Raw genomic sequence first — 18,738 nt, forward strand, 5'->3', positions numbered from 1 at the left:
CCGGAATGACGGTGAAAAATCTAGGCCGCATTCCGCTTGCGCATGCGGTCGATCAGCGCGTCTTCCCAATAGGAGAGGCTGCCCAGGCCCAGCGCCGTCGCGTTGGCGCGGCGATAGAACATGTGGCAGTCGAATTCCCAGGTGAAGCCCATGCCGCCGTGGACCTGGATGTTGTTCTTGGCGCAGTGCTGGAACGCCTGGGTCGCGCTGATGCGCGCCGCGGCGGCGGCTTCCGGCAACTCCGACGAATTGGTCGAAAGTGCCCAGGCGCCGTAGTAGGAATTGGAGCGTGCCAGCGTTGCCGACACATACATGTCAGCGAGCATGTGCTTGACCGCCTGAAACGAGCCGATCGGCCGGCCGAAAGCGATGCGGTCGAGCGCATAGTCGCGGCCCATCTCCAGCGCGCGATCGGCGCCGCCGACCTGTTCGAAGGCCATCAACACCGCGGCGCGGTCGAGCAATTGCGTGAGAATGCTCCAACCTTCGCCGCCGCGGCCGAGCGGCTCGGCCCTGCAATTCCCAAAGGTGATCTCGGCCTGGCCGCGGGTGGGATCGATGTTGGAGAGCGACTTGATCTCGACGCCCTCGCCCTTCAACTCCGCCAAAAAGAGGGAGATATCGGTATCACGTCCGCTCGCCCCCGTGCGGGCGGCAACAATCGCAAAATCGGCGATCGCGCCATCGGGCACCGGCATTTTCACGCCGCTCAGCGCACCACCCGATGCGGCGAGCCTCATTGCCTGCGGTGACGGATTCCCCTTGCCCTCGAACAGCGCGAGCGTGCCGATCGCTTCACCTGAAGCGATCTTCGGCAACCATTGCTGCTTCTGCGCCTCGCTGCCTGCAAGCAGCAGCGCCTCGGCGGCGAGATAGACGGTCGACGAGAACGGCACCGGCGCGAGCGAGCGCCCTATCTCCTCGGCGATCACGCAGAGTTCGAGATGGCCGGCACCGGCGCCGCCGTAAGCTTCGGGAATGGCGACGCCAAGGAAACCCATCTCGGCAAGGCCCTGCCACAGTTCGCGATCGTACGGCGTCTTGCCATCGAGCACGGCGCGCACCGCTTTCGGCGGACATTTCTCAGCGAGAAACTTTCGCGCTTCGTCGCGGAGTTGTTTTTGCTCGTCGGAGAAGTCGAAATTCATGGGATCTTCCTCGCCTCGGTGATGTGCGTAAATTGGCTCCGCGGAAGGGCAAAGCGACTTCCGCTCTCGACCTTCACCATAATGACGCTCGGTGGTTATGGTCCCGGCGTTCGCCGGGACGACGACAACTACCGCGGCGCCATGCGGATCGCGCCGTCGAGGCGGATGGTCTCGCCATTGAGCATCGCATTCTCGACGATGTGCACGGCGAGCGCGCCATATTCGGACGCATCCCCCAGCCGCGCCGGATGCGGCACCTGCGCACCCAGGCTCTTGCGCGCCTCTTCGCTCAAACCCATCAGAAGCGGCGTGAAGAACAGACCGGGCGCGATGGTGTTGACGCGGATCTTGTGCTGGGCGAGGTCGCGCGCAGCAGGGAGCGTGAGGCCGACCACGCCGCCCTTGGACGCGGAATAGGCGATCTGGCCGATCTGCCCTTCGAACGCCGCGACGCTCGCGGTGTTGATGATGGCTCCGCGCTCTTCGCCAACCGGCTCGGCCGGCACGAGCCGCTCCGCGAACAGCCGCAGGCAGTTAAAGGTGCCGATCAGGTTGACGTGAATGACGCGGGTGAACTTCGCGAGCGGATAGACGCCGTCCTTGCCGACGATACGTTGCGAGCCGCCGATGCCGGCGCAATTGACCAGCACGCGCGCCACACCGTGCGCGGCCTCCGCTTTGGCCAGCGCCGCCTTGACCTGCTCTTCGTCGGTGACGTCGGCGTGCAACGCCACGCCCTTCACCTCGGCCGCGATCTTTTCCGCGTTTTCCTTGCTCTGATCGAGCACGCCGATCTTCGCGCCTTTGGCGGCCATGGCGCGCGCGGTGGCGGCACCCAGGCCGGAACCACCGCCGGTGATGACAACGGCAACGTCTTTCAACTGCATTTTGATTTTCTCCTTGGGCGTTTCCTGATTTTGTTTGGATGATGGCGAGTAGCAAATGGGGATGGCGCCGCGCACCGACATTCCCAGCCACCCCTTCGCTATTCGCTACTCCCTATTCACTTCTTCCAATTCACTCCGCGTCACCTTGCGCTTCAGCATGCCGCCGCAGATCAGGGCTTCCATATGCTTGATGTAATCGCGGCAAACCTCGTCCGTGACCGGGCCGGCGCCAACGGCGCGAGACATCGCGTGACGGCCGAAGAACAGGTGGTCGCAGGCGCCGATCAGGCTGGTGTAGAACAGCACCGGATCGACGTCGCGAAACTCGCCCGCGGCGATGCCTTCTGCGAGCAGGCGGCGATGAAATTCCAATAGTGGCGCCACGAAGAACTTCGAGACTGCATCGGCCGACTCCGCGCTGCTTTCATGCAGCAGGTAATGGATCAGCCGGTTCATATAGGGGAAGCGGTGATAGGCGCGGATGATGCCGGCGATGTGCAGCTTAAGCTTCGCTGTCGGCGTGATCGGCTGGGCCAGCAGATATTCGAGATTATCCATTTCGGTCGCGGCATCGCGCGCGAGCAGCGCGAGAAGCAGCCCGTCCTTGTTGCCGAAATGATATTTCACGAGCGCAGCATTGACCCCGGACTTCTGCGCGATGTCGCTCAAGGATACGTCGATCGAGGCGCGTTCGATCATCAACTCGCTCGCCGCCACGAGTAACTTATCGGCGGTGGTGTTTCTGCCGCTCGGGAGCCTGTTGGGGGCGCTGGTACTCAAGGGCGATCGGATCCTTCATAAAGGGCCGGGCCCGCAGATAAGCCGAAGCCGCGACTCATCTCAAGAGTTAATTGAACGATTGACTAACTCCTCTTCCGCCTCTTAAATCCGCGCCGTCGTCCAGACCAAGCGAAAAACAAGATCCAGGGAGATGAAGAGATGGCCGAGGCCTATATCGTCGCCGCCGCCCGCACCGTCGGCGGCCGCAAGGGGGGACGTCTCGCGGGCTGGCACCCGGCCGATCTCGCGGCCACCGTCCTGGATGCGCTGGTGGAGCGGTCGGGTGCCGCTCCCGAGCAGATCGAGGACGTCATCATGGGCTGCGTGATGCAAGCCGGCGAGCAGTCCAACAACGTCGCACGCAACGCGGTCCTGGCCTCCAAACTGCCGGAAAGCGTGCCCGGCACCTCGATTGACCGGCAATGCGGCTCATCCCAACAGGCATTGCACTTCGCGGCCCAGGCGGTGATGTCGGGCGCCATGGACGTCGTGATCGCCGCGGGCGTGGAATCGATGACGAGGGTGCCCATGGGACTGGCTTCCTCGCTGCCGGCGAAGAACGGCTTCGGCCACTACAAGAGCCCGAATATAGAGGAGCGCTATCCCAACATCGTGTTCAGCCAGTTCACCGGCGCGGAGATGATGGCGGAGAAGTACGGACTTTCGAAGGACGAACTCGACGAATATTCCTATCAGAGCCATCAGCGCGCGATCGCGGCAACACAGGCCGGCCGCTTCAAGGACGAGATCGTTCCCGTCCAAATCACGCGCGCCGACGGCACGACCGATACCCACCACATCGACGAAGGCATCCGCTTCGATGCGAGCCTTGAAGGCATCAAGGGCGTCAAGCTGATCGCGGAGAATGGCAAGTTGACCGCGGCTTCCGCCAGCCAGATCTGCGACGGCGCCTCCGGCGTTGTGGTCGTCAACGAGCGCGGCTTGAAGTCGCTTGGCGCCAAGCCGCTCGCGCGTATTCATCACATGACGATGATGGGTGGCGATCCCGTGATCATGCTGGACGCGCCGCTGCACGCAACCGAACGCGCGCTGAAGAAGGCGGGCATGAAGATCGACGAGATCGACCTTTTCGAGGTCAACGAAGCCTTCGCCTCCGTGCCGACCGCCTGGCTGAAGACGACAGGCGCGGATCCTGACCGGCTCAACGTCAACGGCGGCGCGATCGCGCTCGGCCATCCGCTCGGCTCGTCCGGCACCAAGCTGATGACGACCCTGGTGAATGCGCTGAAGCAACGCAACAAGCGCTATGGCCTGCAGACCATGTGCGAAGGCGGCGGCATGGCCAATGTGACCATCGTTGAGCGGTTGTAACTAACGTCTACACAAATGCTGTCGTCCCGGCCTTGAGCCGGGACCCATAACCACAGGCGGATCTCGGGAGCGTCGTGCAGGGAGTCCCGTCATTGCGAGCGGAGCGAAGCCATCCAGAATCTCGCGCTGAGCACTGGATTGCTTCGTCGCGGAGCCTGTCATCGGGCGCGCCTTCGCGCGACCCGTTGGCTCCTCGCAATGACGAGTTGCTGTAGGGCGGCCCGAACACAAGCTGGGGATTATGGGTCCGGCTTTCGCCAGGACGACAGTGTCTAATTGGTCAGCAGATTCGATCCAACCGGCAGCCGCGATGACCCATCCCTCCATCCACGCCCGCACCCAGCCGAACAAGATCGCCTACCAGATGGCAGGAACGGGCAAGGCGATCACGTATCGTGAGCTTGACGAGTTGTCGAACCAGGGCGCGCATCTGTTTCGCGCATTGGGCTTGAGGCCCGGCGATCACATCGCCTTCCTGATGGAGAACCGGCTGGCGTTCATGGAGATCTGCTGGGCGGCACAACGGGCAGGCCTCTACTACACCGCGATCAGCCGCTATCTCACGCAAGACGAGATCGATTACATCGTGAAGGATTGCGGCGCCAAGGTCGTGATCACCTCGCCCAAATGCGCCGAACAGGTGCAGGGCCTCATCACAGGCGCGCCCGGCGAGCCGTTGTTCTTCATGCTCGACGAGCCGCAGGCAGGTTTTCGTTCGTGGGACAAGGAAGCGATCGCGCAGCCGGTAACGCCGATCACCGACGAAGTCGCCGGCTACGACATGCTCTATTCGTCCGGCACCACCGGCCGGCCCAAGGGCATCAAAAAACAGTTCGAGGACAAGAGCATCGACTCGCCGAACCCGTTCCTGCTGACGCTTTGCGCCAATATGTGCGGGATGGGATCGGAGACCGTCTACCTGTCGCCGGCACCGCTCTATCACGCGGCGCCACTTCGCTTCAACATGATGGTCGCAGTGCTCGGCGGTACCTCCATCATCATGGAGTCCTTCGACGCAGAAGGCTTTTTGCGCCTGACCCAGAAATACGGGGTCACGCATTCGCAGTTGGTACCGACCATGTTCGTGCGCATGCTCAAGCTGCCGGAGGAGGTACGCAAGCAGTACGAGTTGTCATCGCTCAAGAGCGCGATCCATGCCGCGGCTCCCTGCCCAATCGACGTGAAGGCCAGGATGATCGAATGGTGGGGGCCAATCCTGGTCGAGTACTATGCGGGTTCCGAAGGCAATGGTGTCACCGTCTGCAATTCGCAGCAATGGCTCGAGCATCGCGGCAGCGTCGGCCGCGCCGTGGTCGGGAGCGTCAAGATTCTGGGCGAGGACGATGAAGAGCTGCCGGTCGGCGAGATCGGCACGGTTTATTTCGCCGATGCGCCCAGCTTCTCCTATCACAACGATCCTGAGAAGACGAAGCGCGCCCACAACTCGAAAGGCTGGTCGACGCTGGGCGATGTCGGCTATCTCGATCAAGACGGCTATCTCTATCTGACCGATCGCAAGTCCTACATGATCATTTCCGGCGGGGTGAACATCTATCCGCAGGAGACCGAGGATGTGCTGATCACGCATCCCGAGGTCGCCGACGTCGCGGTGTTCGGCGTGCCGAATGAAGAAATGGGCGAAGAGGTCAAGGCAGTGGTGCAGCCCAACGACATGGCGCGCGCGAACAAGGCATTCGAGGCCGAGCTGATCCAGTTTTGCAAACAGCATCTCTCCCCGATCAAATGCCCGCGCAGTATCGATTTCGAGGCCGAGCTGCCGCGCACGCCGACCGGGAAGCTGGTGAAGCGCCACTTGCGCGACCGTTACTGGCCGAAGACTTCGGTACGGATTTAGCCATCAAAGCCAAACAAACGCCGTCATGCCCGGGCTTGTGCCGGGCATCCACGTCTTAGAAGATGGCGGCAGAAAAAGAACGTGGATGGCCGGGACGAGCCCGGCCATGACGAGGAAACAACCATGGCCAACTCTCTTCCTTCGATCCCGCTTCCGCCTGGCATCCGCTCCCGCTATGTCGAAGGCATCAACGGCTTGACCATGCATGTGCTGGAGGCGGGCTTTGAGGCGCGCGGCCGGCCGTGCGTGTTGCTGCTGCATGGCTTCCCCGAACTTGCCTTTTCCTGGCGCAAGGTGATGCCGGCGCTCGCGCAAGCCGGCTATCATGTGATCGCACCGGATCAGCGCGGTTATGGCCGCACCACCGGGTGGAGCGCGGAGTATGACGGCGATCTCGCGCCATTTCGGCTGACCAATCTGGTCCGCGATGCGCTGGGCCTGGTGTCGGCGTTCGGTTATCGCAGCGTCGATGCCGTGATCGGACACGATTTCGGCAGTCCGGTCGCCGCCTGGTGTGCGTTGCTGCGACCAGATGTATTCCGCTCGGTGGTGATGATGAGCGCGCCGTTCGCAGGCGCGCCGAAATTGCCCTTCGACACCGCGGACAAGCCTGCGATGCCGGCGGCGGAAGACCCCGTGCATCGTGAACTCGCGCGCCTGCCGCGGCCGCGCAAGCATTATCAATGGTACTATTCAACGCGTGAGGCGAATGCCGACATGATGCACGCGCCGCAGGGTCTGCACGATTTCCTCCGCGCCTATTATCATCACAAGAGCGCGGACTGGAAACACAACCGCCCCTCGCCGCTCAAGTCCTGGTCAGCGGAGGAGCTCGCGAAACTGCCGACCTATTACGTGATGGATGTCGACAAGACCATGCCTGAGACGGTTGCGGACGAAATGCCGTCGCCGGCGGAGATCGCCGCCAATCAATGGCTGCCCGACGGCGAGCTCGCTTTCTATACAGGCGAATATGCACGCACCGGATTCCAGGGCGGCTTGCAGTGGTATCGCTGCGGCACATCGGGCGCATTTGAGGCGGAGTTGCAGCTATGGTCGGGCAAGACCATCGACGTGCCCTCCTGCTTCGTTGCGGGCAAGCAGGATTGGGGCATATATCAGCGCCCCGGCGCATTCGAGGCGATGCAATCGAGCGCGTGCACCGCGATGATCGCGTGTCATTTGGTGGACGGTTCTGGTCACTGGGTGCAGCAGGAGCAGCCTGCGGAGATCAATCGACTGCTGCTCGAATTCTTCAAGCAGGCGACTGCAGGACAACGCCACTAGCTTCATCGACTGTTCAGAATCAAACTCTATCGTTGTCGCCACCACGGGTCGGCGAAGGAACGATCATTCGATGCTTGCGTTGCGATCCCGGGCAATGCGCATTTGGAGGAGATTTATGGAGAAGAAAATCGCTGGACTATTGGGAGCGGTCGCCGCGCTCGGCACGCTGGGTGCCGCACAGGCCTCGCCCGCGCCGGCACCGAACCCATCGGACGCGCTGAAAGCCAACTCCTACGCCGACCTGTTAGAGCCGATTCCGAACGCCGCCAAAATATTGCAGGCGCTGGACGAACAGGCGCCTCCCAAGCCCGACGAAGGCTCGACCGACGCCAACGTCAAGGTGGCGCAGTGGTATCACCATCACCACCATCATCACCACCACCATCACTACGGCTATCGGGACTACGACTATGACTATGGCCCCCGGGTCTATGTGGTGCCGCCCCGCCGCTGGTATCACCACCATCATCATCACCATCACCACCATCATCACTGGTATTACGATCGCTACTGATCGCCTTGTAACCTTGTGATGACGTGACGAGTCGCCGGGTTCTCCATGGAGAGCCCGGCAATTGCTTTAGGTCTGTCGCGCTTTCTCTTTCGCCGCGCGATGAAGATGCCGGTAGGTGCCGTCAAACACGGTATCCGTCGACGATGTCCACTCGGTGCCCTTACCCAAGGTCGGACGGTTGGCATAGATGCGGCGCGACTGCAGTTCGCGCTCGGCGGCTTCGTCACGCCCCATCGGCTCGAGTTCGAACGGCGCTTCCTCGGGGATGACGATGATCTGCATGAACGGCTCGCCCGGCCGGAAAATATGCGTGCCGCCCTCCGGCGGTGCCTTGAACACGCAAAAGAACACCATCGGCCACCAGTTGCGGATCAGCGCCGGGACGGCGATCGGCACCGTACCGGTCGCATCCGCATAGAAGCGCGGATGCGGCTCGGTCCTGATCGCGAACCCCTGTGGCACTTTCAGATCGAGCAGAAGCTGGTAGGTGTAGAACGTATCGCCGAAGTTGCGGAAAGGCGGCCATTGCAAGGTGCTGTCCGGCGGCGGCTCGCCCCAATCGCCGTCCAGGATCAAATGGCCGTCCCTGGTCGAGACATGCAGCTCAAAGTCGTACGGATAGAACAGCTCGATTCCGTACTGAGCGCCTTCCGAAAACGGCACGCAATGCCACACCTGTTCGCGTGACCCGTCGGCGCGCGGTTCGCGCTTACCAGCCCAGCCGGGAATTTCGAGCTTGGTTCGCCGCGGCGCGAGCCGCGGGTCGTTCAGACGATATTTGACCTTTTCCATACTTCCCCCGTCGTTGACCAATGCTCGGCTAACGGAAACCGACAGCGCGTGCGAACGGTTCCCACGACAGGCGCTACAGCACAAGGCTTGCTGGCGTAGTCGTGAATTGCGGCCGATTTGACCCGGCGCAACCGAGCCTCTATAGATTGTTTAGAACCGTTCTAAATTATGTCCTGGACGCTTTCTGATGAAGAATTTCGCGGACCTGACCGAGCGCGAGGTGCTGGCGGTGGCCATCTCCTCGGAGGAGGAAGACAGTCGCATCTATATGACGTTCGCCGAGGACCTGAAGGAGCGCTATCCCGATTCGGCAAAGCTGTTCGAGGAGATGGCCGAGGAAGAACGCGGCCATCGCCACATGCTGCTCGAGCTCTATGAACAACGCTTCGGTCCGCATCTGCCGCCGATCCGCAGGGAGGACGTGAAGGGCTTCCTGCGCCGTCGCCCGGTATGGCTGACCAAGAACCTGCCGCTCGAGACCATCCGCAAAGAGGCGGAGACGATGGAGTTCGAGGCCGAGCGGTTTTACACCAAGGCGGCCGAACAGGCGCAGGACGTTGCCGTGCGGCGGCTGCTCGGTGATCTCGCCGAGGCGGAAAAGGGTCACGAAAAGGTCGCGACACGACTCACCCACGAGATTCTGAGCCCCGACGTTCGCGCCGCCGAAGACCGCACGCGCCGGCGCGTCTTCGTCCTGCAATATGTCCAGCCCGGACTCGCCGGCCTGATGGACGGCTCGGTCTCGACACTGGCTCCCCTGTTCGCGGCGGCCTTTGCGACGCATCACAACTGGCAGACTTTTGTGGTGGGCCTTGCCGCCTCGATCGGCGCGGGCATCAGCATGGGTTTTGCGGAAGCCCTGTCCGACGATGGTTCACTGACCGGACGCGGCTCGCCCTGGCTGCGCGGCCTCACCTGCGGATTCATGACCACGCTCGGCGGCCTCGGTCACACCCTTCCTTATCTGGTGCCGGACGCCTGGCCCAACGCCTTCTGGATCGCGACCGCAATCGCCTCCGTGGTGGTATTCTTCGAGCTATGGGCGATCGCCTTTATTCGCGCGCGCTACATGGATACGCCATTCCTGCAAGCGGTGTTCCAGATCGTGCTGGGCGGTGTCATCGTGCTCGGGGTCGGCATTCTGATCGGGGCCGCCTAGGCGGGCTGCGCGATGAGGAAACGCGTTTTCGGCCTCATGCCGCGCTCCGGCTTCGCTGGAGCTGCAGCCGTCACGATCGTGCCCTTCATCATCACGCCTGCGAAGGCGACCGACGAAATCCAGGTCTACAACGCGTCCATTGCCGAGGTCGGCCAGTTCACGATCCAGCAGCACCTCAATTACATCCCGGGCGGGCTGACCAATCCACCCTTTCCGGGCGGACTCGTGTCCAACCACAGCCTCAACGGCACGCCGGAATTCGCCTATGGCGTCACCGACTGGTGGGAAGTCGGGCTCTATCTGCCCTTCTCGATTGCACACGAACAATTTTACTCGGATGCGTTCAAGGTCAGGGCACTGTTCGTCACCCCGCATGCCGATCAACGCAATTTTTTCTACGGCGTGAATTTCGAGTTGAGCAACGAGACGCCGCCCTTCGCGCAGACCCGGTGGGCCCTGGAAATCCGCCCCATCATCGGCGTCCGCAACAGCGAATATGAATTCATCGTCAATCCCATTGTCGATGTCGGTTTCGGAAAATACGGCGAGGCCGATTTCGCGCCGGCTGTGCGCGTCGCGCGAAAGCTGGGAGATGATCTTTACGCCGGCTTCGAATATTACGCCGACTTCGGCAAGATCGGAGCCTTCCCCAAGCTCGCCGATCAGCAGCACACGCTGTTTGCGGTCACCGATTTCAAGTTCGGGGTCTTTGACGTGGACCTTGGCGTCGGCTACGGCCTAACCCCCCAATCCGACCGCTGGGTGGTGAAGACCATTATCGGCTACGCCTTCCCGGTTCCCGGAAAATCCGACGCGACCGGGCACGCCACCACCGGCCCCGTCAATCCGATGTCGCATTCGACGCAGCGGACCTGGTAATCCTGCCGTCACGAGTCCTGAGATATAGTCGACCCATGCTCCCTCGCCTGCATTACGGCACCACCGCAAAAATCTTTCATTGGCTGATCGTCGCACTGCTTGTCGTGCAATACCCGATCGGCTGGCTGATGCCTGACATTCACCGCGGCCAGCAGCCCGGCGTCGGCATGATCCTTCACATCTCGTTCGGCATCTCGATTCTTATTCTCATCGTGCTGCGCTTGGCTTGGCGGTTGAGCCATCCGGTTGCGCCCGAGAGCACGCTGCCGCCCTGGCAACGCCTGAGTTCCGAGCTGATGCATTGGATGCTCTATTTCCTGGTGCTGGCGACGACGTTGACAGGTTGGCTGTTCGCATCCTTCCGCGGCTGGTCGGTCTCTTATTTCTATTTGTTTCCGCTGCCGATGCTCGCGTCCGACAATGCGGCGGCGGGCAAAGCGATCGACGGCCTGCATCAGGCAGCGGAGTGGACGCTGCTCGTTTTCATCGTATTTCACGTGGTCGCGGCGTTCGCGCATATGTTTATCTATCGCGACCGCGTCATGCAGCGCATGCTTCCGGGATAGTCTTCCGCCGCAGCAATTCCGGTCAAGCCGCACCTTGCGGCCACGGCGCATTCTGATCATCATTCGATCATCTCGAAGGATCAGAAGGGGAAAACGCTTTGGCCAAATCGCAATGGAGCTTCAAGACCGCGACCGAACTGTCGGCCGCGCTCGCGGCACGTCAGGTCTCCGCGGTCGAACTCACCGAAGACGCGATCGCGCGGATCGAGCGCCACGACGGCAGGATCAACGCCATCTGCGTGCGCGATTTCGAACGTGCCCTGCAGGCGGCGCGCGCCGCGGACGCAAGCCTCGCGCGCGGCGAGAAGAAGCCGCTGCTCGGCATCCCGCTCACGGTCAAGGAATCCTTCAATGTTGTCGGGCTTCCCACGACCTGGGGGTTCGTCCCGCAGAAGGACTTCAGGCCGGCGCAGGACGCGCTGGCGATCACGCGCATCAAGGACGCCGGCGGCGTAATCATCGGCAAGACCAACGTTCCCGTGGGCCTAGGAGACTGGCAGAGCTACAACGACATCTACGGCACCACCAATAACCCCTACGATCTCGGCCGCACCCCTGGCGGTTCCTCGGGCGGATCATCGGCGGCGCTTGCGGCGGGCTATGGTCCGCTCTCAATCGGCTCGGATATTGGCGGCTCGCTGCGCGTGCCGGCGTTTCACTGCGGGGTCTATGCGCATAAGCCGACCTTTGGCCTGGTCGCGACGCGCGGCCACACACCGCCGCAGGTGCCGCCGATCCCGCTTGATCGCGACATGTCGGTGCTCGGCCCGATGGCCCGCAGCGCGGCCGATCTTTCCCTCCTGCTCGACGTGATGGCGGGCCCCGACCCGCTGGAAGCTGGCGTCGGCTACAAGCTTGCGCTGCCACCGCCGCGCCATGGCAGGCTCGCCGATTTCCGCGTGCTGGTCATCGACGGCCATCCCATGCTGCCGCCGAACAAGGAGATCCGCGAGAGCATCGAGAAGCTCGCGGGCCACCTTGCAAAGGCGGGCGCGAGCATTGCGCGGCAAAGTCCGCTGCTGCCCGATTTCGTGGAGTCCTCGCGTCTCTACATGCGAATGCTGATGGCCTTTCTCGCCTCGTTCTGGCCAGCCGAACAATATGAGGGCGCGAAAGCCGCTGCGGCACGGCTCAAGCCCGATGACGCCAGCCTGCCCGCCGAACGGCTGCGCGGCATAGCAGCGAGCCATCGCGCCTGGGTGCTGGACGAGGGCGCGCGCGGCCGGCTGCGCGCGCGGTGGCGCGAGCTGTTCAAGGATTTTGACGCCGTGATCTGTCCGATCATGCCGACCCAGGCCTATCCGCACGATCATTCGCCGGAGCAGGAGGAGCGCCGTGTCAACATCGACGGCAAGGATTACGTCTATCCTGATCAGTTGTCCTGGCCCGGCATCGCGACGCTGCCCGGCCTTCCCGCCACCGCGATTCCCACCGGCTTCGCCTCGGACGGGCTGCCGATCGGCGTGCAGATCCTTGGCCCCTGGCTCGAGGATCGCACGCCGATCAAATTGGCCGAGCTGATCGAGCGCGAGTTCGGCGGCTTCGTGCCGCCGCCGATGTTTAATGATTGATGCTCGGCAGGCCGCCATTCCGGGACAGCCCGCAGGGCTGAACCCGGAATCTCGCGCCAGCACCTCTGGGTTGGCGGTTTCGCGCGCCGCGCGCACCCTGGAATGACGTTATGCTGCCAGCAACTCGCTAACCTCGGCCATGCCAGCCGGGCGCTCGCCAAGCAGGAGACCTGCGATCGCACTTTCCGCCGCATTATTCGTCAGCCGGAACGGATCGCCGGAAGACAGGCGATGATCGAGCACCAGCCGCGACAATAACAGCCGCCGTGCATCGCCCCGCGTCTCGTTGATGCGCGCCCCCTCCCAGGCCAGCGCGACCGCGCTTGCGACGTGATAAAGCAGGCTGGTCGCGCGCCGCGCCTCCGCCTCGTTGTCGGCGCGTGCGGCGACCTCGCGGGCAAACCCGACGGCGCGGTCGACCAGATGACGCAATCGGTCGCGCCAGGCCAGCGGCACTGCCACAGCTTCGCCGAGCCGGCCGTGCAGATCGGCTGACAGCGCGGATTCCGCGCCGTGGCGGCCGACCGCGCGCCTCAGCGCATCGAGCGCGACGATATTGCCGGTGCCCTCCCAGATCGAACCGAGATGCGCATCGCGCAGGAGCCGCGCGGTGGCGAACTCTTCGATGTAACCGATGCCACCGCGTATCTCCAACGCATCGCCGCAAACTTTTCGCGCATCGCGCGTGGCGCGGAATTTCAGCGTCGGCGTCAGGATACGCAACAATGCCGCTGCATCCTGGCTGCCGGCTTCGGCGCGATCGAGTGCATCCGCGGTGAGAAAACTCATCGACAGCGCCTGCTCGGTGGCAAGCATGATCTTCATCAATTGCCGCCGTCCCAGCGGCAGGTCGATGATACGGCTGCCGAACACCACGCGGTTTTTTGCAACCGTCATGGCGTCGTGATAGGCGCGCCGCATCAGCGCGGTCGACTTGACGCCGTTGGAGAGGCGTGAAGAGTTGACCATGTCCGCCATCTGCACAAAGCCGCGATCGAGGCGGCCGACCGCATAGGCAATCGCGCCCTCCAGCTTGATCTCGCCCGAAGCCATCGAACGCGTCCCGAGCTTGTCCTTCAGCCGGACGATCCGGTAGTGATTCTGCGAACCATCGTCGAGAAAGCGCGGCATCAGGAACAGCCCGACGCCGCGTGTCCCAGCGGGCGCGCCTTGCGGCCGCGCCAACAGCATCACGACCTTGGCGTCTGCGTTGGAGCAGAACCATTTCTCACCATGAAGACGCCAATGGTCGCCTTCCTGAACGGCGGTGGTGGTGAGCGTGCCGACGTCGGAGCCACCCTCCTTTTCGGTCATGAACTGGCCGCCCTGGGTGAGCTTGCTCATATCGGTCTGGGTCACGCCATCGAGATATTTTGCCTTCAGCTCCTCGCTGCCGAAATTTGCCAGCAGCTTCGCGCAACCATCGGTGACGTTGATCGGGCAGCCGAGACCGAACTCGGCCTGATTGAACAGGAACGTGAACGCATGCTTGGCGACCACCGGATATTTGTCGGGCCAGCCCAAGATGCCCTTGCGGATCGACATGGCGTGAATGCCGAACTCGCCGAAGGCGACGCGCTCCAGCTCGCGATACGCTGGATGATATTCGATCGATTGCACGTCCCGCCCGAACTTGTCGCGCTGATGCAGCAGCGGAACGTGGCGATCGGCAAGCCGGGCGCATTCGTCGAGATGGCCGCCGGCGAGATCACCCAACCGATCGAGATGCGGCTCGATGTGACGGAACAGCGCGTCGGGCAGATGAATACGCAAGAGATCGGCGAGCGCGGGGTCGGCCCGGTAGAAATTCATGCCCGTGGTATCAGGCGCCAGCAATTCGGAGCGATCGGCTCGGGCGGTGGTTTCGTCTTTGATAGGCTGATGCATTTTGCGAAGACTCGTGTTCGTTTCCGTCCCGTTTTCCGGCTTTGGATGATATACGTCATGCTCCGCAGGAGACGGCCGATGGGCCGCTCCCAGCGACACGTCGTGCCATGGCGGATCTCTTGCGCATGCGGGAGCGAGGATGTCGCCCTCTTCCGCCAGGGCACGCCGCCATTTTCGCCATAAAGCGATGCCGCATCAATCGCGATCTTGCGCAAGATGGACGCGCGCGGTTGCCGCGCTGCTTTGCACACCTAGATAAGGATTCCCAGCAACCTCCCTAAGGACGGCGCCATGGATATTCCGTCGTACAAAATCGCACTCATTGTCGGCGCCGGCGAAGGCTTGAGCGCCTCGCTCGCCCGCCTGTTCGCCCGCGAAAAGATCCAGGTCGCGCTCGCCGCGCGGAAAATCGAGAAGCTCGGGGCGCTCTGCCACGAGACCGGCGCACGAGCCTACGCGTGCAATGCGGCAGAAGCCGACGATGTCGAACGGCTGTTCGGTCTTGTCGAGCGCGAAATCGGCGCGCCCGATCTCGTCGTCTACAACGCCAGCGCGCGGGCGCGTGGCACTTTTGTCGATCTGGTGCCGGCCGACGTCGCCCAGTCCATCATGATCAGCGCCTTCGGCGGCTTCCTCGTGGCGCAGCAAGCGGCGAAAAGGATGCTGCCCAACAGGCACGGCGCGATCCTGTTCACCGGCGCTTCCGCCAGCGTCAAGGGTTATGCACAGTCGGCGCCGTTTGCGATGGGCAAGTTCGGCCTGCGCGGTCTCGCCCAGTCGCTGGCACGCGAATTGTCCCCGCAGGGCATTCATGTCGCGCATTTCGTCATCGACGGCGGCATCCGCAGCGCGGCGCGCACGGAAGCCTCCGACCGCCCGGACTCGATGCTAGATCCCGACGCCATCGCGCTCAGCTACTGGAATGTACTGCGCCAGCCGCGCAGCGCCTGGACCTGGGAAATGGAATTGCGGCCGTGGGTTGAGAAGTTTTGATGAACACCGTCATTCCGGGGCGCCCGAAGGGCGGACCCGGAATCTCGAGATTCCGGGTTCGGTGCCCACGCACCGCCTCGGAATCAGGAGCCGAAGGGGGGGGAACACCATGACGATCGAAACCAGCATCGACACCGGCACCGACGAACTCCTTTGCGCGATCCGCGACCGCGCCGCGCTCATCACGCTCAACCGTCCGGACGCGCGCAATGCGCTGTCGGACAACCTGACGCCGGCGCTGCGCAGCATGATCAAGGCTTGCGGCGACAATCCCGACGTCGGCGCGCTCTTGATCACCGGCGCCGGCCAGGCGTTCTGCGCCGGCGGCAACGTCAAAGGCATGGGCGCGCATCGCGATCAGAAGAAGCGCGAAATGTCGTTTGACGCCAAGGTCGCGGATCTGCAGGAGCGGCAGCGGCTGTTGACCGGCGCGCTGATTGCTGTTCGCAAGCCGACAATCGCGGCGCTGCCCGGCCCCGCCGTCGGCGCCGGGCTCGCGCTTGCCATGGCCTGCGACATCCGCATCGCCGCGCAATCGGCGTTCATTTCCACCGGTTATGCGCGCATCGCGCTGTCAGGGGATTACGGCATCGCCTGGCTCTTGACGCGGCTCGTCGGCACCGCGCGAGCGCGCGAATTGATGTTCACTTCGGAGCGGGTCGATGCCGCGCGCTGCGAGGCGATCGGGCTCGTCAACCGCGTGGTGCCCGACGCGCAATTGCAGGATGAAGCATTCGCTCTCGCCAAGTCGCTGGCCGAGGGGCCGGCGCTGGCACTTCATTATATGAAGGACAATCTGGACGAGGCGCTGTCGCTGGATTTCAATGCCGCTCGCGATCGTGAGGCCGAGAGGCTGATCATGCTCACCACCACCGACGATCACCGCGAGGCGGTGCAGGCGTTCATCGAGAAGCGCAAGCCGGTGTTCAGGGCAAGCTGAGCAGACTTGCAAAATCAAGCCTCGCGCCGGCGAAGACCGACAGCCAGGAAACGATCGAGCATCGCATTGACCTGATCCGCAACCTCGATCGTGTTGAAATGGCCGGCGAGCATTGTCTTCGCTATGATCAGTTGCGGGCAGATCCTCTGCAGCCGATCGAGGTCGCGCGCCATGTTCACCAGTGGGACGTCAGCGGAAATATAGGCCATGGGAATCTTGCAGGCCTCCGCGGCTGGGACCGGATCATAGTTCATCGCGAAATTCTTGATCGCCGAATAGGCAACGTGCTGCGGCGTCTTCTCGCAAGGCGGCAATATATAGGTCTCGTAGATCATCTTGCGTCGCGCCGGATCATCGTAATCGCAACCGATCTCCCATGCGTTCGCCCTCGAAACGGTCAGATAGTTGGGCCCGCCGATGCCCTCCAGCAGGGCTCGGAGCTCGGGAGCTTCGCGCAAGCTCGGAGGCGACATTATGATCGAGTCGATCATCACCACGCTCGACGCCAGATCCGGATAGCGGCCGCACAGTTCGAGCGCGATCGCGCCGCCCAGGCTGTGGCCTATGACGAGGGGCTTGTGCAGTTGCAGTTGGCCGCATTGCCAGGCGATATCGTCCGCGAATCCTCTGATGGTGTAGTCTTGTTCCGGCGCGTCGCTGGCGCCGTGGCCGCGCAGATTGACGGCGACCACCCGACGGCTTGCCGCGAAGTGGGCAATCTGGGGCGTAAAGATGACGTGGTCGCCGGTCCAGCCGTTGATCAGAAGCAGCGGAGGGAATTGTGCGGCTGCAGGTCCCGCTTCGAAATGCGCCAGTCGCACGCCATCGCGGCTCAACAGAACAGGCTTTAGGGTATCATAGGAAATCACGATCTTTCCTCCTGGATCTCGTACTCATGCGACTGGGGCGAAGCGTTTGGCGGGCCTGACGACGCCGACATAGGCGGCGATCGCGAGCAGACAGAACGTGAGCATCACCACCGCCATCGAAAACACCGAGTGACCGTCAAAAAGCGCAGCGACCAACGCGCTGGAGGACGCGGCGCCGATCATCTGCACGAAAGCCATCACCGCGCTGATCGATCCCGCGATTTCCGGCATCGGCTGCAGTGCGCCGTTCATGGCATGGGGCGAGATCAGCCCGAACGACAGCGCGACACCGATCATCACGAGCACCACGAGGACGGCCGATTTGCCGCCAACTATCGCCATGACAAACAGGGTCGTTGCCAGGATGGTCGAGACTGCGAGGCCGATCGCAATTAATTGCGCAGGCGACAGACCCCATCCGTCGAGAATCCTGTTGACGCGCGTGCCGGCCATCACCGACAGCGAACTTGATCCGAAAATCAGGCCGTATTGATAGGGGCTGAGCCCCAGCGCATTGATGAAGAACAGTGACGAGCCGGTGATGTAGGCGAACACCGCTCCCGCAGCCGCGGCGTTGCAAAGGATATATCCCGCGCAAACCGGCTGCCGCAGAATGCGGAGATAATCCCGGGTGACGGCCGCCGGGCTCAGCCGGGCGTCTGGATCGATCCTCGCGCTCTCGCTGAAGCCGCGTAGTGCCGCAAGTAGCACCAGGCCGCCCGCGATCGGCACGGCGTAGATAGCCCGCCAACCGCTCAACACGAGCAGCGCTGCGCCCATTGTGGGCGCAATCATCGGAACGATGTTGATCGCCAACACCACGTTGGCCATCTTTGCGGACGCGACCTCGCCGTCAAAGAGGTCGCTGATAATGGCAATCGCGGCAATCCCGGGAGCCGAAGCGCCGGCTCCCTGGAGCGCACGAAAGAACAGAAGTTGCGGGAGTGAACGGGAAAAAATGCAGCCCAAGCTCGCGATGATGACGAGTACGCTGCCAAACACCGCGATCGGCTTGCGGCCGAAGCGATCCGATATGGGCCCATAGATCAGGAGCGCCGCGCCCAGGCTCACGAGATAGACGCTCATCGCCAAGCCGACCTCGGCCGGTGTCGCGCCGAGATCGGCTCCCGTCGCCGAAAGGCTCGGCAGGATCATGTCGATGCCGAACGTCGGCAACGAAGCCAGAAGCCCAAGCAGAAGGGTGAAGGCAAACGAATTGGGTTGGATGCGCAAGGCGAGGATTCTCTATTGAGGTCGGCCTCAAAGCTCAGGCCATGCC

17 protein-coding genes are annotated in these 18,738 nt (G+C 62.8%); 10 read left to right on the forward strand and 7 right to left on the reverse strand.

Annotation, left to right across the window (positions count from 1 at the left end; translation table 11 throughout):
• Positions 1-20: 20 nt before the first annotated feature.
• From P6U23_RS36905 to P6U23_RS36915, 3 genes are all read right to left on the reverse strand, one after another.
• A complete protein-coding gene (locus P6U23_RS36905) occupies positions 21-1,148 on the reverse strand; it encodes an acyl-CoA dehydrogenase family protein (protein ID WP_407177191.1) in 1,128 nt (375 codons plus the stop codon).
• A gap of 128 nt (positions 1,149-1,276) precedes the next feature.
• Positions 1,277-2,035 carry an SDR family NAD(P)-dependent oxidoreductase gene (locus P6U23_RS36910; protein ID WP_407177192.1) on the reverse strand — a complete coding sequence of 253 codons (759 nt, stop codon included), beginning with the start codon at positions 2,033-2,035 and terminating at the stop codon, positions 1,277-1,279.
• 105 nt (positions 2,036-2,140) lie between these two features.
• Positions 2,141-2,815 carry a TetR family transcriptional regulator gene (locus tag P6U23_RS36915; protein ID WP_407177193.1) on the reverse strand — a complete coding sequence of 225 codons (675 nt, stop codon included), beginning with the start codon at positions 2,813-2,815 and terminating at the stop codon, positions 2,141-2,143.
• Between the two features lie 159 nt (positions 2,816-2,974).
• Here P6U23_RS36915 and P6U23_RS36920 point away from each other — a divergent pair, with 159 nt between their 5' ends.
• The 4 genes from P6U23_RS36920 (at position 2,975) to P6U23_RS36935 (ending at position 7,803) form a co-directional block, all read left to right on the forward strand.
• Positions 2,975-4,147 (forward strand): acetyl-CoA C-acetyltransferase, encoded by a 1,173-nt coding sequence (locus P6U23_RS36920; RefSeq protein WP_407177194.1) that lies wholly within the window; start codon positions 2,975-2,977, stop codon positions 4,145-4,147.
• Positions 4,148-4,457: 310 nt separating this feature from the next.
• Entirely contained in the window at positions 4,458-6,002 is a 1,545-nt protein-coding gene (locus P6U23_RS36925) for an acyl-CoA synthetase (protein ID WP_407177195.1), read from the forward strand.
• A gap of 123 nt (positions 6,003-6,125) precedes the next feature.
• Entirely contained in the window at positions 6,126-7,289 is a 1,164-nt protein-coding gene (locus tag P6U23_RS36930; RefSeq protein ID WP_407177196.1) for an alpha/beta fold hydrolase, read from the forward strand.
• A gap of 115 nt (positions 7,290-7,404) precedes the next feature.
• The gene (locus tag P6U23_RS36935) at positions 7,405-7,803 is read left to right on the forward strand and encodes a hypothetical protein (RefSeq protein ID WP_407177197.1); all 399 of its coding nucleotides are present in this window, start codon (positions 7,405-7,407) and stop codon (positions 7,801-7,803) included.
• 66 nt (positions 7,804-7,869) lie between these two features.
• Here the strand turns inward: P6U23_RS36935 and P6U23_RS36940 are convergent, their stop codons facing one another.
• Positions 7,870-8,595 (reverse strand): hypothetical protein, encoded by a 726-nt coding sequence (locus P6U23_RS36940; RefSeq protein WP_407177198.1) that lies wholly within the window; start codon positions 8,593-8,595, stop codon positions 7,870-7,872.
• Between the two features lie 187 nt (positions 8,596-8,782).
• Here P6U23_RS36940 and mbfA point away from each other — a divergent pair, with 187 nt between their 5' ends.
• The 4 genes from mbfA (at position 8,783) to P6U23_RS36960 (ending at position 12,770) form a co-directional block, all read left to right on the forward strand.
• Positions 8,783-9,754 carry an iron exporter MbfA gene (gene mbfA / locus P6U23_RS36945; protein ID WP_407177199.1) on the forward strand — a complete coding sequence of 324 codons (972 nt, stop codon included), beginning with the start codon at positions 8,783-8,785 and terminating at the stop codon, positions 9,752-9,754.
• A 12-nt stretch (positions 9,755-9,766) separates the two neighbouring features.
• Entirely contained in the window at positions 9,767-10,633 is an 867-nt protein-coding gene (locus P6U23_RS36950; protein ID WP_407177200.1) for a hypothetical protein, read from the forward strand.
• 35 nt (positions 10,634-10,668) lie between these two features.
• Positions 10,669-11,199 (forward strand): cytochrome b, encoded by a 531-nt coding sequence (locus tag P6U23_RS36955; RefSeq protein WP_407177201.1) that lies wholly within the window; start codon positions 10,669-10,671, stop codon positions 11,197-11,199.
• Positions 11,200-11,297: 98 nt separating this feature from the next.
• On the forward strand, positions 11,298-12,770 hold the full coding sequence (locus tag P6U23_RS36960; RefSeq protein ID WP_407177202.1) for an amidase: 1,473 nt from the start codon (positions 11,298-11,300) through the stop codon (positions 12,768-12,770).
• A 108-nt stretch (positions 12,771-12,878) separates the two neighbouring features.
• Here P6U23_RS36960 and P6U23_RS36965 read toward each other — a convergent pair whose 3' ends face one another.
• Positions 12,879-14,657: an acyl-CoA dehydrogenase family protein gene (locus P6U23_RS36965; RefSeq protein ID WP_407177203.1), complete on the reverse strand. Its 1,779-nt coding sequence runs from the start codon at positions 14,655-14,657 to the stop codon at positions 12,879-12,881.
• Positions 14,658-14,948: 291 nt separating this feature from the next.
• On the opposite strand from P6U23_RS36965, the gene P6U23_RS36970 reads away from it, so the two are divergent.
• Complete coding sequence (locus P6U23_RS36970) at positions 14,949-15,650, forward strand: SDR family NAD(P)-dependent oxidoreductase (RefSeq protein ID WP_407177204.1); 702 nt, start codon at positions 14,949-14,951, stop codon at positions 15,648-15,650.
• 109 nt (positions 15,651-15,759) lie between these two features.
• On the forward strand, positions 15,760-16,590 hold the full coding sequence (locus tag P6U23_RS36975) for an enoyl-CoA hydratase (protein WP_407177205.1): 831 nt from the start codon (positions 15,760-15,762) through the stop codon (positions 16,588-16,590).
• Between the two features lie 14 nt (positions 16,591-16,604).
• Here the strand turns inward: P6U23_RS36975 and P6U23_RS36980 are convergent, their stop codons facing one another.
• A complete protein-coding gene (locus tag P6U23_RS36980) occupies positions 16,605-17,459 on the reverse strand; it encodes an alpha/beta fold hydrolase (protein WP_407177206.1) in 855 nt (284 codons plus the stop codon).
• A 24-nt stretch (positions 17,460-17,483) separates the two neighbouring features.
• Positions 17,484-18,692 carry a Bcr/CflA family efflux MFS transporter gene (locus P6U23_RS36985; protein WP_407177208.1) on the reverse strand — a complete coding sequence of 403 codons (1,209 nt, stop codon included), beginning with the start codon at positions 18,690-18,692 and terminating at the stop codon, positions 17,484-17,486.
• Positions 18,693-18,738: the final 46 nt, after the last annotated feature.

It is taken from the genome of Bradyrhizobium sp. STM 3562 (assembly GCF_045571435.1).
Classification (GTDB): Bacteria; Pseudomonadota; Alphaproteobacteria; order Rhizobiales; family Xanthobacteraceae; genus Bradyrhizobium.

What these genes read in the sequence shown, in the direction of transcription:
- P6U23_RS36905 (WP_407177191.1), bottom strand. Translation starts at nt 1,148, where the DNA reads ATGAATTTCGACTTCTCCGACGAGCAAAAACAACTCCGCGACGAAGCG.
- P6U23_RS36910 (WP_407177192.1), bottom strand. Translation starts at nt 2,035, where the DNA reads ATGCAGTTGAAAGACGTTGCCGTTGTCATCACCGGCGGTGGTTCCGGC.
- P6U23_RS36920 (WP_407177194.1), top strand. Translation starts at nt 2,975, where the DNA reads ATGGCCGAGGCCTATATCGTCGCCGCCGCCCGCACCGTCGGCGGCCGC.
- P6U23_RS36925 (WP_407177195.1), top strand. Translation starts at nt 4,458, where the DNA reads ATGACCCATCCCTCCATCCACGCCCGCACCCAGCCGAACAAGATCGCC.
- P6U23_RS36930 (WP_407177196.1), top strand. Translation starts at nt 6,126, where the DNA reads ATGGCCAACTCTCTTCCTTCGATCCCGCTTCCGCCTGGCATCCGCTCC.
- P6U23_RS36935 (WP_407177197.1), top strand. Translation starts at nt 7,405, where the DNA reads ATGGAGAAGAAAATCGCTGGACTATTGGGAGCGGTCGCCGCGCTCGGC.
- P6U23_RS36940 (WP_407177198.1), bottom strand. Translation starts at nt 8,595, where the DNA reads ATGGAAAAGGTCAAATATCGTCTGAACGACCCGCGGCTCGCGCCGCGG.
- mbfA (WP_407177199.1), top strand. Translation starts at nt 8,783, where the DNA reads ATGAAGAATTTCGCGGACCTGACCGAGCGCGAGGTGCTGGCGGTGGCC.
- P6U23_RS36950 (WP_407177200.1), top strand. Translation starts at nt 9,767, where the DNA reads ATGAGGAAACGCGTTTTCGGCCTCATGCCGCGCTCCGGCTTCGCTGGA.
- P6U23_RS36955 (WP_407177201.1), top strand. Translation starts at nt 10,669, where the DNA reads ATGCTCCCTCGCCTGCATTACGGCACCACCGCAAAAATCTTTCATTGG.
- P6U23_RS36965 (WP_407177203.1), bottom strand. Translation starts at nt 14,657, where the DNA reads ATGCATCAGCCTATCAAAGACGAAACCACCGCCCGAGCCGATCGCTCC.
- P6U23_RS36970 (WP_407177204.1), top strand. Translation starts at nt 14,949, where the DNA reads ATGGATATTCCGTCGTACAAAATCGCACTCATTGTCGGCGCCGGCGAA.
- P6U23_RS36975 (WP_407177205.1), top strand. Translation starts at nt 15,760, where the DNA reads ATGACGATCGAAACCAGCATCGACACCGGCACCGACGAACTCCTTTGC.